12 protein-coding genes are annotated in these 13,272 nt (G+C 66.5%); 4 read left to right on the forward strand and 8 right to left on the reverse strand.

Going from position 1 to position 13,272, the window contains the following annotated elements:
* The first annotated feature begins 98 nt into the window (after positions 1-98).
* A complete protein-coding gene (locus tag NLR35_RS07515; RefSeq protein WP_257165911.1) occupies positions 99-458 on the forward strand; it encodes a hypothetical protein in 360 nt (119 codons plus the stop codon).
* 88 nt (positions 459-546) lie between these two features.
* Here the strand turns inward: NLR35_RS07515 and NLR35_RS07520 are convergent, their stop codons facing one another.
* A complete protein-coding gene (locus tag NLR35_RS07520; protein ID WP_257165912.1) occupies positions 547-1,374 on the reverse strand; it encodes a hypothetical protein in 828 nt (275 codons plus the stop codon).
* A 158-nt stretch (positions 1,375-1,532) separates the two neighbouring features.
* Here NLR35_RS07520 and NLR35_RS07525 point away from each other — a divergent pair, with 158 nt between their 5' ends.
* The gene (locus NLR35_RS07525; protein WP_257165913.1) at positions 1,533-2,303 is read left to right on the forward strand and encodes an SDR family NAD(P)-dependent oxidoreductase; all 771 of its coding nucleotides are present in this window, start codon (positions 1,533-1,535) and stop codon (positions 2,301-2,303) included.
* A 71-nt stretch (positions 2,304-2,374) separates the two neighbouring features.
* Here the strand turns inward: NLR35_RS07525 and NLR35_RS07530 are convergent, their stop codons facing one another.
* Entirely contained in the window at positions 2,375-2,617 is a 243-nt protein-coding gene (locus tag NLR35_RS07530) for a hypothetical protein (protein ID WP_257165914.1), read from the reverse strand.
* A gap of 41 nt (positions 2,618-2,658) precedes the next feature.
* Positions 2,659-3,216: a hypothetical protein gene (locus NLR35_RS07535; RefSeq protein ID WP_257165915.1), complete on the reverse strand. Its 558-nt coding sequence runs from the start codon at positions 3,214-3,216 to the stop codon at positions 2,659-2,661.
* Positions 3,217-3,310: 94 nt separating this feature from the next.
* Between NLR35_RS07535 and NLR35_RS07540 the strand changes: the two genes are divergently transcribed.
* Positions 3,311-4,084: a serine acetyltransferase gene (locus NLR35_RS07540; protein ID WP_257165916.1), complete on the forward strand. Its 774-nt coding sequence runs from the start codon at positions 3,311-3,313 to the stop codon at positions 4,082-4,084.
* Positions 4,085-4,284: 200 nt separating this feature from the next.
* Here the strand turns inward: NLR35_RS07540 and NLR35_RS07545 are convergent, their stop codons facing one another.
* A complete protein-coding gene (locus NLR35_RS07545) occupies positions 4,285-4,755 on the reverse strand; it encodes a DoxX family protein (RefSeq protein ID WP_257165917.1) in 471 nt (156 codons plus the stop codon).
* A gap of 108 nt (positions 4,756-4,863) precedes the next feature.
* The gene (locus NLR35_RS07550; protein WP_257165918.1) at positions 4,864-6,873 is read right to left on the reverse strand and encodes a PAS domain-containing protein; all 2,010 of its coding nucleotides are present in this window, start codon (positions 6,871-6,873) and stop codon (positions 4,864-4,866) included.
* A 232-nt stretch (positions 6,874-7,105) separates the two neighbouring features.
* On the opposite strand from NLR35_RS07550, the gene NLR35_RS07555 reads away from it, so the two are divergent.
* Positions 7,106-8,506 carry an amidase gene (locus NLR35_RS07555; RefSeq protein WP_257165919.1) on the forward strand — a complete coding sequence of 467 codons (1,401 nt, stop codon included), beginning with the start codon at positions 7,106-7,108 and terminating at the stop codon, positions 8,504-8,506.
* A gap of 29 nt (positions 8,507-8,535) precedes the next feature.
* On the opposite strand, the gene NLR35_RS07560 is transcribed toward NLR35_RS07555, so the two are convergent.
* The 3 genes from NLR35_RS07560 to NLR35_RS07570 all read right to left on the reverse strand — a co-directional run bounded on the left by NLR35_RS07560 (position 8,536) and on the right by NLR35_RS07570 (position 12,964).
* Positions 8,536-10,233 (reverse strand): response regulator, encoded by a 1,698-nt coding sequence (locus NLR35_RS07560; protein ID WP_257165920.1) that lies wholly within the window; start codon positions 10,231-10,233, stop codon positions 8,536-8,538.
* Positions 10,223-11,743: an ATPase domain-containing protein gene (locus tag NLR35_RS07565; RefSeq protein WP_257165921.1), complete on the reverse strand. Its 1,521-nt coding sequence runs from the start codon at positions 11,741-11,743 to the stop codon at positions 10,223-10,225. Before NLR35_RS07565 ends, NLR35_RS07560 begins: the two co-directional genes overlap by 11 nt.
* A gap of 183 nt (positions 11,744-11,926) precedes the next feature.
* Complete coding sequence (locus NLR35_RS07570; RefSeq protein WP_257165922.1) at positions 11,927-12,964, reverse strand: YihY/virulence factor BrkB family protein; 1,038 nt, start codon at positions 12,962-12,964, stop codon at positions 11,927-11,929.
* Between the last annotated feature and the right edge of the window lie 308 nt (positions 12,965-13,272).

The raw sequence follows: 13,272 nt of genomic DNA on the forward strand, positions 1-13,272 counted from the left end.
GGCGCAATCCCGCGACGCTGAGACGCCCGGGCTGATGAGATCGACGAGCCCTCTGATATTACGAGGGCGCAGGGAATGCCGGGCGCTGGCCGCAACCCATGGCCCGCCTGCAGCAAAAAAAGCAGGCGGCAGTCACCACAGGTTCAGCCGAACTCCGGCATTCCCTGCGCGATGGTCTTCACGCTTATATCGTGCTCTCCCCGGTGTACGGCTGTCGAGCCACCGTCGCCATCGGGATCATCGCCCGACAGCTTGGCGCCAGCATCGCGGCGCCAGGACCACACGACTTCACGTCCGCCAACTGCCGTTCGTCCGCGCACAGATATGCGCTGCGGCAAGCCAGCGGCCATCGCCTCCCCGCCTCACATGTCGTGACGATCGCGATACGCCCCTCGTGGCGAAGCAGGATGGGGGCATTGAAGCACACTTTCCGGAAAAACGAAAGAGAAAACTTCTGAAACGGAGAAAATATCGAAGCCCGTTCGGGAGGCTGACGGACTGTCTCAGAGGCTGACCCAATTCAGCGCTGGGACTTCGCCCCAACGCTCATACCTCTCCTCCGATCGGAGTATCTGCGCGGCGGCCGGCATCGATCTCGGGGCCTAGCACGGCTCCCATGCGCCAAACCGCGGCGGCGCCGGTGAGCACGACACCGTATCCCCACAACGATGGCGCATATGCGCGCGCCTCGAGCAAGACTGTCAGCCGCAGCGTATCTGTGAGCATGTCGGCCGCGATGAGGCTGATCACGATGGCTGTCCATGGCTCGCCATCATGGCGCATCGAGAGCATCCATGCAGCACCGACGAACGCGGTGTAGGCAACGAGCATCGCGGTCGCGCGCGCCGCGAGGAACGGAGTGAGCCAATAGGTGCTGGTCGCGAGGGACAGCCCGTTCCACGCCATCATGGCGTCGGCGCAGGAGAGCACGGCAAATGTCGCGAGCACGGCCACGCCGACACGAAACATCGATCGTGGCCTCGACAGCCACGCAACGAGCCCGATCGCGCCACCGGCCGCGGCGAGAAAGGCCAGTTGCGCGGCAAGGCCGAACACGATCCGCTCCATCACCGAAACCGGCTGATCACTGAGCAGCTTGATAACACCCACGGCCCACATATAGGCAGGAAGCGCAAGCACAGCTGCGATCCAGCGCGGCGCACCGATTCCGCGCACGATGCGAAAGGCGCCGGCGATCGCAAGAACACAGGCGGCCGCAGCGAGTGTCCACGGCCAGCAAATCGCTGCAAGCCCCGGCCTCGCCGCCATCGAGGCCGCAACGAGCACCGCAAGAGCGACAGCAGCCGCCAAGTAGGTCGACGGCGGCATCCAGCGCCACGTCATCCTTGCGGCATTCGCGAGTTTGACAAACATGCGAAGATGTCTTCCTCAGAACAGCCCGGGCCGGTGCCCCGCCGACGAAGGTAAGCATCGTTGACGAAAAGTCCACTCCCGTGCAGGTTGACGACTGCCGCTTCGGATTTTGAACCTGCTGCTCGACCGTGGCACTTAGGACAGCGTGGAGTTGAACGATGACGCAAGTGGTCGTGATCAGCGGCGGGGGCACAGGCATCGGACTTGCCACGGCGCGAAGCTTTGCGAGACGCGGGGCCCAGGTCGTGATCATTGGCCGCCGCGCGGGCGTGCTCGCGGCCGCAGTCGCTTCGATTTCAACGGAGCAGCCGGAAGCGCCGGCGCCCTTGTCGATCACCGCCGACCTCGCTGATGTCGGGCAGGTCGAAGCCGTGCGAGCGACGCTGGAGCAGCGGTTCGCCGCCGTCGACGTACTCGTGAATGCCGCCGGCGGCCATGTGGCGCGGCGCGCGCCGGCCGGCACCTATGATGACGGTCTGGCGGGCGTGGCGCGGCGCTGGACCGACAATTACCGCCTCAATACGCTCACGGCCGTGCTGCTCACCGAAGCCCTCATTCCGCGCCTGCGTGCCCCGGGCGGGCGGATCGTTTTCGTCAGCTCGATCGCGGCCTATCGCGGATCGGGCGAAGGGTCCTACGGCGCGGCCAAGGCCGCCCTTCACCCCTACTCCGCCGACCTCGCCAAACTGCTCGGGCCGCGCGGCATCACGGTGAACGTCGTCGCGCCCGGCTATGTCGCCGACACGGAATTCTTCGGCGCGGCGATGAGCGAGGCGCAATTGGACGCGAGGATCGACGAGACATTGAACAAGCGCGCAGGGACGCCAGCGGATATCGCGTCGACCATCGGCTGGCTCGCCTCGGCGGAGGCGGCTCATGTCACCGCGCAGATCGTTCAGGTCAATGGCGGGGCCGAGCGCGGACGTTGAAACCAGAGGTCTGCTCTTGCGGACGAGGGGATCAAGCTCGTGAACGGCTTCGATGCAAGGCCGTTCGCGCGTTAGCTCAGGATCTGCTGCGGGAGGATAAAGCAGACAGCGTAGAGGATTGCGAGCATCAGGCCCACGGCCAGACATTGCAACGTGATCAGAAGCCAGAACAGGCGCGGGCTCTCGTCCCTCGACAGCGTCACGCCCGCTCCCATCCCGATCCGAACCTGCATCGTGCGAAGGCTGTTGAACAGTTTCAGCACCGGCCAGGCGAGCCCCAGCAGCACGATCAAGAGGATGGTTGTCACCTGCATCGGATCATGTCTCCGACAGCGAGCTTGGGCTCGACCTCTGGTCAAAGCTGCGAGGCCGTCGTCACCACCCGCGCGGTGAGCTCCTCGATCGGACGTCCTCCGTCGAGGCGCAGCACGGGACATGGCAGCGTGGCCAGCCACGCCTCGTGCTTCGCCCGGGTGCGGCTGACGCTGTCGCCCTCATCGTAGGCGGCGGCCCAGGCGACGAAGGCCTCGGTGTCGCGATGGCGCGCGCCGCCGGGCGCGACTGCCGCAGCACCGTAGCGCGCGGCTTCGCGACACCGGATACGCTGCAGCCGGAGCTCCTTTTCGATGGTGATGAAGACGACGAGGTCGAAGTGGGAGATCAGCGGATCACCCCAGCCCGCCAAGGATCCGCTCAGCACCCAGGCGGGACGCGGCACGAACATGTCGGCCATCAGACGAAGCCGCTCGGGCGCCGGCCGCATGTCATCATAGGGCGGATCAGTGGGCTTCCAGAAGTAGTCGTCAGTGTCGTGATGCGGGATCGCGAGCGCCGAGGCAACGCTGCGACCGAGCGTGGTGGTCCCCGAGCCGGAGGCGCCGGTGATGTGAATGCGACGGGGCAAGGCGATCACCGCGTGTCGGCCGATCGTGGCCACTCGGGATTTTGATGAAGCTCCGTCCATGTTACAGTGCCTGCTTGCTGGTCGGCAACCGAGGAGCATGATCATGGTCGACCGCTCGAACGTGCCCAGCCGCTCGCTTTGGCAATCGATCTTGCGTGAGGCCCGGTCGAGCGCGGCTGCCGATCCCGTGTTCGGTCGCGCCCTGTCGGCTGCGGTCCTGGACCATCCCGATCTCGGCCACATGATCGCTCACCAGATCGGCGTACGGCTTGGCAGGCGTGATGCCGAAGGGACGCGTCTTGCCCGCATCGCCCGTGACGCGCAGCATGCTGCGCCGGTCCTGGTCGAGGCTGCGGCGGATGATCTTCGCGCGATCGCGGCGCGCGATCCCGCGAGTTCGTCACTGCTGCCGCCGCTGCTGAACTACAAGGGATATGTCGCGCTGCAGGCCTATCGCGTCTCGCATTGGCTGTGGACGAACGACAGGCCCGATCTCGCGCTGCTGCTGCAGGCGGAGTCCTCGGCTTCTCTCCAGGTGAGCATTCATCCCTCGGCCCTGCTCGGGACCGCTGTTTTCCTCGATCATGCCACCGGCATCGTCATCGGAGCGTATGCGGATGTCGGCGATGACGTCACCATCCTCCAGAACGTGACCGTCGGTCGCCAGGATGCGCTGCCCGGCCGCGCGCCGCGAATCGGCCGAGGCGCGCTGATCTCCTCGGGCGCGACGATCCTGGGCGACGTCACCGTCGGCGACTTCGCCAAGATCGGCGCCGACGCGCTGGTGACCCGCGATGTCCCCGCCGGCTGCACCGCGGTCGGCACGCCGGCGCGGCTGACGAACTGCCCGCAGGCACCTGCACCCGCCGGGGCCTAGCTCCCGGCCCTCGGAACGGCCCAGCCTCCGCGGCGTCCCTGTAGTGTACCGAATTGTTGTTCGGACGTGATCCAACGATTGGTCTCGGCAGTCTTGGATCGGCAAGAGATGACAAAATGGAAGCGCTCAAGACAAGAGAGCCGCCCAAGGGCGGCTCTCTTCGATCTTCTGACGTTTCGCGAAGGCCGGGCCCGCCCGGATCAGGCCGCAGCGCCCGCCGGCACAACCGCCGCGCGCGGCTTGGCCTGCGCGAGGTGGACCTTCCAGGCCTCGAGCGCCACCACGAAGGAGGTGATCGCCCAGAACACGGGATACTCGTAGCCGCCGGTATTCCAGGTCCAGCCGAAGCCCTTCACGACCTGCAGCGCATAGACGGCGAATAGCAGCAGCGCCGTGGCGCCGAGCGCGGAAAAGCGGGTGCAGATGCCGAGCACCAGCGCGATGCCGGCGGCACTTTCCGACGCGGCGGCAATCAAGACCCAAATCTCCGGCGGATGGAAGCCGGCCTTGGCGAAGAAGCCTGCCGTCGCAGCCGACACCGCGCCGCCCGCGAATTTTCCGGCCACATGGGGAAACAGAAACAACCCGCAGATGATGCGAAGAATGTTCATCCCATTCGATAAATCAAAATTCTCCGCCTTGATGCGGAAGTCGTCCTTGGTGAGCCACATGACTCATCTCCTTTCCGTTGACGCCAATGTTCCCGAAAGGAGAGCCGCTGCCGTTGCGGCAAATCAAAATCGGCCTGCGTTCCACGCAGGACTGATTTGCAGACGCGCTTAGTTGGCGGCGCGCGGCAAGATCACGGTAAACGTCGTGCCAACGCCAGCCTCGGAGGTCAGCGAGATGCTGCCGTGCATGCGCCCGACCAAGGACTTCACATGCGCAAGGCCGATTCCCTCGCCCGGCTGGTCGCGCTTGCCGGCGCGCTGAAACAGCTCGAACACCCGCGCCTGGTCTTCGGGCCGGATGCCCCTGCCATTGTCGGCGACCTGAAAGACCACCTCGCCGCCGCGCGCCTCGCCTGAAATGGTAATCCGGCCCGGGCGCTCGGGATCGAGATATTTGACGGCATTGTCGAGCAGGTTGCCGAAGATCTGTCCGACCGCGAGCGGATCGGCCACCAGCGGCGGCAGCTGCTCGATGGTGATGACGGCGCCGGCCGTCTCGGTCTGGTGACGGATGGAATCCGAAAGCTTCCTGACCAGCGCCTCCATGTCGAGCGGCTCGGGATGCAGCGGCTGCTGGCCGTGGCGGGACACTTTCAGGATGGCGTTGATCAGCCCGTCCATCTTCTGCGTCGCCGCGCGGATGAAGGACAACGACTCGTCGAAGTCGCGCTCGGCCTGCTCGCGCAGCGGATCAGTCTTGGGCAGTTGTCCGGCCGCGAACATCTCGTCGCGCTGGCTCTGCAGCTCCTGTGCAAAGCCCATGATGTTGACCAGCGGCGCGCGCAGATCGTGGCTCACGACATGAGCGTAGCGCTTGATCTCCTCATTGGCGACCTCCAGGCTCTCGTTGAGATCACGCAGCCGCGCCTCGGCCGTCTTGCGGGCGGTGATGTCGATGGCGGTGCCGATCAAGCGGACGCAGCGTCCGGCGTCGTCGAACAGGCCGCGCCCCTTGGCCGCCACCCAGCGGACCGCGCCATCATTCTTGCCGACCGTGCGGAATTCGACGTCGTAGAGCGCGCGGCGGACGGGATCTGCGGCGGCCGCGAAGGCTGTCGTCGTCGGCTCGAGATCGTCGGGATGCAGGCCCTCGTAGAAGTCGGCGATCGTGACCGGCACGTCCGCGGCGACACCGAACATCGCCCTGACGAGCGGCGGCCAGACCAACACGTCGGTCGCGGGGTCGTAGTCCCAGAAGCCGACCTCGGCGACCTGGGTCGCCAGCCGCAGCCGCTCCTCGGCCTCGCGCAGCGCTGCCTCGGCGGCGTGACGCGCGTTGACGTCGAGCAGGACGCCGGGAAAGCGAACCGGCTTGCCGTCGCGCAGCTCGACGCGGCCGTTGGCCTCGATCCAGTGGTAGCGGCCGTCGCGGCGGCGAACGCGATACTGATGCGCGTAGTCGCCGCCGCGCGCCAAGGCGTCCTGGATGGCGGCCGCAAGCCCGGCCTGATCGTCCGGATGCACGGTCATGGTGACCTGCTCGAGGCTGAGGCCTTCGCGCCCGAGCTCCGGATCGAGACCGAAATTGACGGCGAAGTTGTCGTCGATGGTGAAGCGGTTGGCGGGGATGTCCCAGACCCAGGTGCCGATGATGGCGCCGGCGGCGAGCGCGAGCTGCACGCGCTCGGCATCGGCACGGGCCTGCGTCTCGCTGTCGCGCAGCGCCTGCTCGGCCTGCATTTGGGCCGACACTTCGGTGTTGACGCCGAACCAGCGCCGGATACGTCCCGACGCATCGCGCATCGGCTGGATGCGGGTCAGGAACGGCCGGAAGATGCCGTCGGCGCCGCGCAGCGGAAACGTCATCTCGAACGGCTCGCCGGTGGCGATCGAGGCCTGCCAGCGCTCCATCACCGAGGGAAGCTGCGCGGGGTCATGCACCGATTGCCACCCCCAGCCTTCCATCTGCTCCGGCGTGCTGCCGCAGTATTCGTGCCAGCGGCGATTGTACCAGACGATGTAGCCGTCGCCATTGGCGATCCAGCACAGCGTGGGAATGCCGTCCGCCAGCAGGCGGAAATCGCGGTCTTCCAGGTTGCCGGGAGCGAGGTCCGGAAGGCCGTAGTCGACGGAGGTTTGATTGCGCCAGAAGTTACGCACGAACTCGCGACTGGTCATCCATCCCCCTGGCAGGCAGCGACATTGCCGCCTCATCGCGCACCATCGCATGCAGGCGGGAGCGGACGCATCGACGTAACGGCGGCGTGAGGGCAAAGTTCCCGCGCAGGAACGAGAATTTTGGCCCGGCGCGCGATTCACCTATGGTGGCCGTCGTTCGGGCGTGACGCGCGGTGTGCGCAGCATCGCGGCGCGCCTGACCATTGGCTTTGATTGCAAAGGTTCGCTTCGCATGGATACCCCGCTGTGGCGCTGGTCGGCCACGCAACTCGCTTCCGCCATCCGCACCAGGAAGATCACCAGCCGCGAGGCCGTGACGGCCTGTCTCGACCGCATCGCCGCGGTCAATCCCGAGCTCAACGCCGTGGTTTCGGTGCAGACCGAGGACGCGCTGGCCGCCGCTGATCTGGCCGACCGCATGGTGGCCTCAGGCACCATGCTCGGGCCGCTGCACGGCGTGCCGGTGACGACCAAGATCAATGTCGACCAGAAGGGATTGCCGACCACCAACGGCGTCGCAGCCTTCAAGGACAACATCGCCAAGGACGACGCACCCGTCGTCGCCAATCTGCGCAAGGCCGGCGCCGTGATCATCGGCCGCACCAACACGCCGGCCTTCTCGATGCGCTGGTTCACGGACAACGAGCTGCATGGCCGCACGCTCAATCCGTGGCGGCCGGATCGCACGCCGGGCGGCTCCAGCGGCGGCGCGGCGGTGGCCGCCGCCACCGGCATGTGCGCGATCGCGCATGGCAATGATGGCGGCGGCTCGATCCGCTATCCCGCTTATTGCACCGGCACGGTCGGCCTGCGCCCGTCGTTCGGCCGCATCCCGGCGTACAACGGCACGGCGCCGTCGGAGCGGCAATTGTCGCTGCAGCTGATCTCGGTGCAGGGCGCGATCACGCGCAATGTCGAGGATGCAAGGCTGGCGCTGGCGGCGATGGCCGCGCCCGATCCGCGCGATCCCTGGCATGTCGCGATGCCGCTGGAGGGCCCCCGCATCGATCATCCCGGCGTCGCGGTCTGCCTCGATCCGGCCGGTGTCGGCATCGCGCCCGAGGTCGAGGCCGCCGTGCGCAAGGCAGCAGAGATCCTGCATCGGTCGGGCTATGAGGTGACCTGGCGCGATCCGCCGGATGTCGCCGCCGCAGCCCAGGCATGGAATGATTTCGCGCAAGGGGAATCGCGGGTGACGCTGGCCGCGCAGGTCGAGCAGCACGGCGATGCGCTGGCTCGGCGTGCCTTCGCGCTGATGATGAACCGCACGCCGGAGCTCGACGTGCCCGGCCTGATCAAGGCGTCGTCGGCGCGCGCGACCTATCTGCGGCGCTGGCAGGCGTTCATGCAGGATCATCCGCTGGTGCTGTGCCCGGTCGCGATGGAGACGGCCCTGCCCTACGGCGTCGACATCGAGAGCGATGCCAGCGTCGATCGCCTGTATCGCTCGCACGTCTTCCTGTTCGCGACCGCCTATCTCGGGCTGCCGTCGATCAGCGTGCCGACCGGCGTGCATGACGGCATTCCGGTCGGCGTGCAGATCGTGGGACCGCGCTTCCGCGAGGACCTCGTGCTGGACGCCGCAGCAGTGATCGAGCACGCCGCCGCGGCGTCTGAGCCGACGCTGTCCTGAGCGGACCGCGCGACGCTCTCGGACACGGTTCAGGAGCTTCGCGCGCGGGACGGCACGCTTTCCGTCTTGGCGGCGTCGATCGCGGCGGCGAGCTCGTCGACGCCATACGGCTTCGACAGAATGCGCACGCCGGCCTCCCGGGCGGCGTGCACGGCCGTCCCCGAATAGCCGCTGGTCAGGAGAATCGGCATGTCGCCGCGCCGCTTCTGGATCTCGCGCGCAAGTTCGACGCCGTTCATGCCGCCCGGCATCATGACGTCGGAGAAGACGAGATCGACCGCGCGTCCGTCGGCCAGCGCGCCGAGCGCGGCCGCAGCACTGGCGGCATGGGTGACCTCATAGCCGAGCTGGCGCAGCATCTCGCTCACCAGTGCTGCCACCTCGGCGTCGTCCTCGACCAGAAGAATTCGTCCCTGAGCGTGGTGACGAGCGCTGGCATGGTGAAAGTCGACGAGATGGCGCCGAGACGTCGATGCGGCGTGCGCCGATCTCGGAAGATACAAGGCGATCGTGGTGCCGCGGCCGAGCTCCGACTCGATCCGGACGGTGCCGCGCGACTGCTTGGAAAAACCGTAGACCTGGGCCAGTCCGAGACCTGAGCCCTTGCCGATATCCTTGGTGGTGAAGAACGGCTCGAAGACGCGCAGGCGAACATCCTCGGACATTCCGGTGCCGCTGTCGACCACCGACAGGCGCACGAAATCGCCTGAGATTTCGTCATCGCGCCAGTTCGCGAGATTCTCGCCGCGCACCAGGATCGTGCCGCCGGTCGGCATCGCGTCGCGCGCATTGACGGCGAGATTGAGCACCACGAGCTCGAGCTCGCCGGGATCAACCTCGACCGGCCAGAGCGCGTCGGGAAATTCGAACTGCACATGGACGTCGCCGCGCAGGCTGCGATCGAGCAGCTCGCGCATGCCGCCGATCTGGCGGGCGATGTCGACGGGCTCCGGCCGCAGCTCCTGCCGGCGGGAAAATGCGAGCAGCTGCCGCGTGAGGCTGGCGCCGCGCTGCGCTGCCTGGATCATTCCGTCCATCAGGCGCCGCCGCCGCGCCGGGTCGGACTGACGGTCGAGCATGTCGAGGCCGCCGGAAATCACCATCAGCAGGTTATTGAAGTCGTGCGCAACGCCGCCAGTCAGCCGGCCGATCGCCTCGATCTTCTGCGCCTGCCGCAGCGTCTCCTCGACCTGCGCGCGCTCGGCCATCTCCACCCGCAGGTGTTCGTTGGATTCGGCGAGCGCGCGTGTCCGCTCCACCACCAGCCGCTCCAGCTCCTGGGCGGCCTGCTCGCGCGCATGGATCAGCGCGCGGATCTCATATTGGCGACGCCGCGCCCGCATCGCCGATTGCACCGCGCTCAACAGCGTGATCGGCTGGATCGGCCGCTCGAGCAGGGAAACGTTGCGCAGCGCCGTCACGAGATCGCGCCGCCACGCCACGACGGCCGGCTGCTCCCGGTGGCTGGTCAGCACGATGAAGGGCAGGTCCGACCACGGCGGCTGCCGTGCGACCCACTCCGTCAGCGGCTCAGCATCCGTCGCGAACAGGCCCTCCTCGGCGATGACGACCGCGCCGACGCCCTGACGCAACTGAACGATCAGATCGGACAAAGAAGAGCAGACGGCCGCATCGATCCGCGCGCTGCGAAACAGCTCTGCGGAGGCAGGCCCGTCGCGTCCGATCGGGGCGAACACGAGCACACGTTGATCGCCTTCAGTGCTCATCTCGCAGTCCCAGCTCCGGAAGATCGGCTCCGGCGAAGCGCGGATTGCCCGAGAAAATGCCGCTGAATTCCACCAGCGGAGGACCGAGGGTCATGCCGGCGCCGCTCAAGCGAAACTCCCGGATCGTATGTTCGTGGTACCCGCTGCGCTTCTTCACCACCGACACCGCGCGACGCACGGTGCCCGCCACCTCGAAATAGCGCAGCATCAGCACGGCATCGCTGAGATAGCTGATGTCCAGCGGAGTATCCATCGGCCCGACCAGACCGTGTTGTGCGAGCACCAGGATGGTCAGCACGCCCTGCTGGCCGAGATAGCTCAGCAGCTCGTGCATCTGCAGGATGAGAAAGCGCTCGTCCGGCATCGCGTTGAGATAGCCGTTGAGACTGTCGATGATGATGACGCGAGCATTGTCATGCTCGACGCTGCGGCGCACGTTCGCGCCGAACTCCCCCGGAGACAGCTCGGCGGGATCGATCTGCTGAAAGCGGACGAGACCGGACTCCAGATGCTGGTGCAGCTTTAAGCCAAGCGAGCGCGCCCGCGCCTCCACCGTGCCGCGCCCCTCGTCGAAGGCGAAGAACACCACGTGCTCGCCGCGGCCGGCCGCCGCGATCGCGTAGCTCAGCGCGAGCGATGATTTGCCGACGCCTGCCGCCCCGAGGATCAGTGCATTGGTGCCGCGTTCGAGCCCGCCTCCGAGGAGCTGGTCGAGCTCTGCATTGCCGCTCGGGGTGAATTCGCCGAGGAAGGAGCGGTGATGCTCCGAGGCGACCAGGCGCGGAAAGATCCGCAAGCCGCCTTTGGCGATGGTGAAATCGTGGAAGCCGCCGCGAAAGGCCATGCCGCGCATCTTGATGACGCGCAGACGTCGGCGTTCAGCACCATATTCGATCGCAAGCTGCTCGAGCACGACGACGCCATGGGCAACGGAATGGAGCTGCAGGTCGTCCTGCGAGGACGAGAGGTCGTCGAGCAGGATCACCGTGCAGTTGCGCTTAGCAAAGAAGTGCTTCACGGCCAGCACCTGGCGGCGATAGCGCAGCGGACTCTGCGCGAGCAGCCGCAGTTCGGAGAGGCTGTCGATCACGACCCGGGTGGGATCGATGCGCTCGACCTCCTTGAACATCAGGCCGGTGGTTTCGCTGAGCTCCACCTCGGCCGGATGGAATACGGTGAGTTCGCGTTCGGGATCGAGCGTCGTCTCCGGCGGGACCAGCTCGAACACGTTGACCCCGTCCAGTGACCAGCCGTGGCGCTCGGCGACGACCTCGAGCTCCCGCTTGGTCTCGGACAAGGTGATGTAGAGCACGCGCTCGCCGAGGCTCTGGCCTTTGAGAAGGAACTGGAGCGCGATGGTGGTCTTTCCCGTTCCGGGCCGTCCCTCATAGAGATACAGCCGGTTCGGGTCCAAGCCGCCGCCGAGGATGTCATCGAGACCATCGCTGCCGGTGGAAATGCGGGACAGACCCTCGCGACGGTACGCGCCGCCAGCAAGCTCCTCCGTCATTCAAAGCTCCTTCGTGAATATGGGCGAACTCGGCAATGGTCGGCCCGGGCGCAGGGCCTTGGCCCCAGCCACCGCGCGACGAGCGGAAAAGGAACTCGGTCGCACCGTCTTGGGTTCCCCCGGAACCCGACTCTCGCGTCTCGTCGGAGATAGCAGCGGGCCCTGAAACGATTTTCTGCAGCGTCAGGCCGACCGTCCGACCGTGTCCGCCATGGTGGCGCCGCGCGTGCCGAGCGGCTTCTCGGGGCCGGTCGTTGTATCGCGCAGCGTCTGGTGCTCCAGCTCGGCATCGAGTTCCCCGCCGATCAGGATGACGATGGCCGAGATCCAGATCCAGGTCATGAAGCCGATCGCGGCACCGAGCGATCCGTAAGTGGCGTTGAAGCTGCCGAAATTCGCCGCATACCAGGAGAACAGCGCCGATCCTCCGAGCCACAGCGCCGCGGCCAGCGCGCTGCCCCAGCTGATCCAGCGCCATTTCGGCTCCTCGCGATCCGGACCGTAGCGATAGATCAGTGCGAGCCCAAGCGAAACGAAGATGAAGATCGCGGGCCAGCGGCCGATGCGCAGCAGGAGATCGGCTACGTCCGACAGGCCTACATAATGTAGGACGACCGGGACGACGACGATGGCGCCAATGGCGAGAAGGGCAAACAAGATTGCTCCTCCCGTGAACAGCAGCGAAATCGCATTGAGCTTGATGAAGCCGCGCGTCTCCGGCTCGCGATAGACGATATTCAGCGTATCGAACAGCGACTTCATCGCGGCGTTCGCGCTCCACAGCGAGATCGCAAGGCTGACGAGAAAGGTCACGCCCAGGGCCTGGCTGCCCTTCGCCGAGACGCGCGTGAGCTGGTCGCGCGCGATGTCGATGGCGCCGCCCGGCATCAGGCCTTGCAGCTGCTCCAGATGTCCGGTGATCCTGGCCGGGTCGGAGAACAGTCCGTAGATTGCGACGAGGGCTGCGAGCGCCGGGAAGATCGCCAGCAGCGTGTAGAACGTCATGCCGGCGGCAAGCGCGACGATCCGATGCTCGGTGACGTTCTCATAGACGCGATAGAGGACATCCTTCCAGCCACGCGCCGGGATCTCGGAGGGCGAGGAGGCCAGCCTGCCGTGACCGTCATCGGACCCGCCGCTTGCGCGCCCGCGGCGCCCGGTTTGTTCGGACTGCTGATCGAAATATTGGATCAGGAACGCCAGCCCGAGCAGCGCCAGCATGCCTCCCGTCCCCGGGCCGCGCGCGCGGCCCGGACCGAACCATGACGCCGTCTCCCGACGTGCAGCATCCGACTTTCTGGATCGACCGAACATGGCGAGCATCCGCTGTTGACGGGTGAGCAACATGACGAGTCCGCGAATGTTCCGGCGTCTTCGAGCTGATCACGAGGGCCGCCCAGCCTGATACCGCCAGCGCACGACGTGCTCCCTGATGACGTGACGTCTGAAGGCCGAAGCCGCAGATCGCGCGCCTGATCTTGAATGGGAAACGACGACGGCGACCCAACAGTTAATGTTGCGCGTGAGGA

It is taken from the genome of Bradyrhizobium sp. SRS-191 (assembly GCF_024586915.1).
Lineage (GTDB): Bacteria > Pseudomonadota > Alphaproteobacteria > Rhizobiales > Xanthobacteraceae > Bradyrhizobium.

Bases quoted from the DNA above. Each gene is read 5' to 3' on its own strand.
- NLR35_RS07530 (WP_257165914.1), bottom strand. From the start codon at position 2,617: ATGCAGGTGACAACCATCCTCTTGATCGTGCTGCTGGGGCTCGCCTGG.
- NLR35_RS07550 (WP_257165918.1), bottom strand. From the start codon at position 6,873: ATGACCAGTCGCGAGTTCGTGCGTAACTTCTGGCGCAATCAAACCTCC.
- NLR35_RS07545 (WP_257165917.1), bottom strand. From the start codon at position 4,755: ATGTGGCTCACCAAGGACGACTTCCGCATCAAGGCGGAGAATTTTGAT.
- NLR35_RS07555 (WP_257165919.1), top strand. From the start codon at position 7,106: ATGGATACCCCGCTGTGGCGCTGGTCGGCCACGCAACTCGCTTCCGCC.
- NLR35_RS07515 (WP_257165911.1), top strand. From the start codon at position 99: ATGGCCCGCCTGCAGCAAAAAAAGCAGGCGGCAGTCACCACAGGTTCA.
- NLR35_RS07565 (WP_257165921.1), bottom strand. From the start codon at position 11,743: ATGACGGAGGAGCTTGCTGGCGGCGCGTACCGTCGCGAGGGTCTGTCC.
- NLR35_RS07560 (WP_257165920.1), bottom strand. From the start codon at position 10,233: ATGAGCACTGAAGGCGATCAACGTGTGCTCGTGTTCGCCCCGATCGGA.
- NLR35_RS07570 (WP_257165922.1), bottom strand. From the start codon at position 12,964: ATGCTGGCGCTGCTCGGGCTGGCGTTCCTGATCCAATATTTCGATCAG.
- NLR35_RS07525 (WP_257165913.1), top strand. From the start codon at position 1,533: ATGACGCAAGTGGTCGTGATCAGCGGCGGGGGCACAGGCATCGGACTT.
- NLR35_RS07540 (WP_257165916.1), top strand. From the start codon at position 3,311: ATGGTCGACCGCTCGAACGTGCCCAGCCGCTCGCTTTGGCAATCGATC.
- NLR35_RS07520 (WP_257165912.1), bottom strand. From the start codon at position 1,374: ATGTTTGTCAAACTCGCGAATGCCGCAAGGATGACGTGGCGCTGGATG.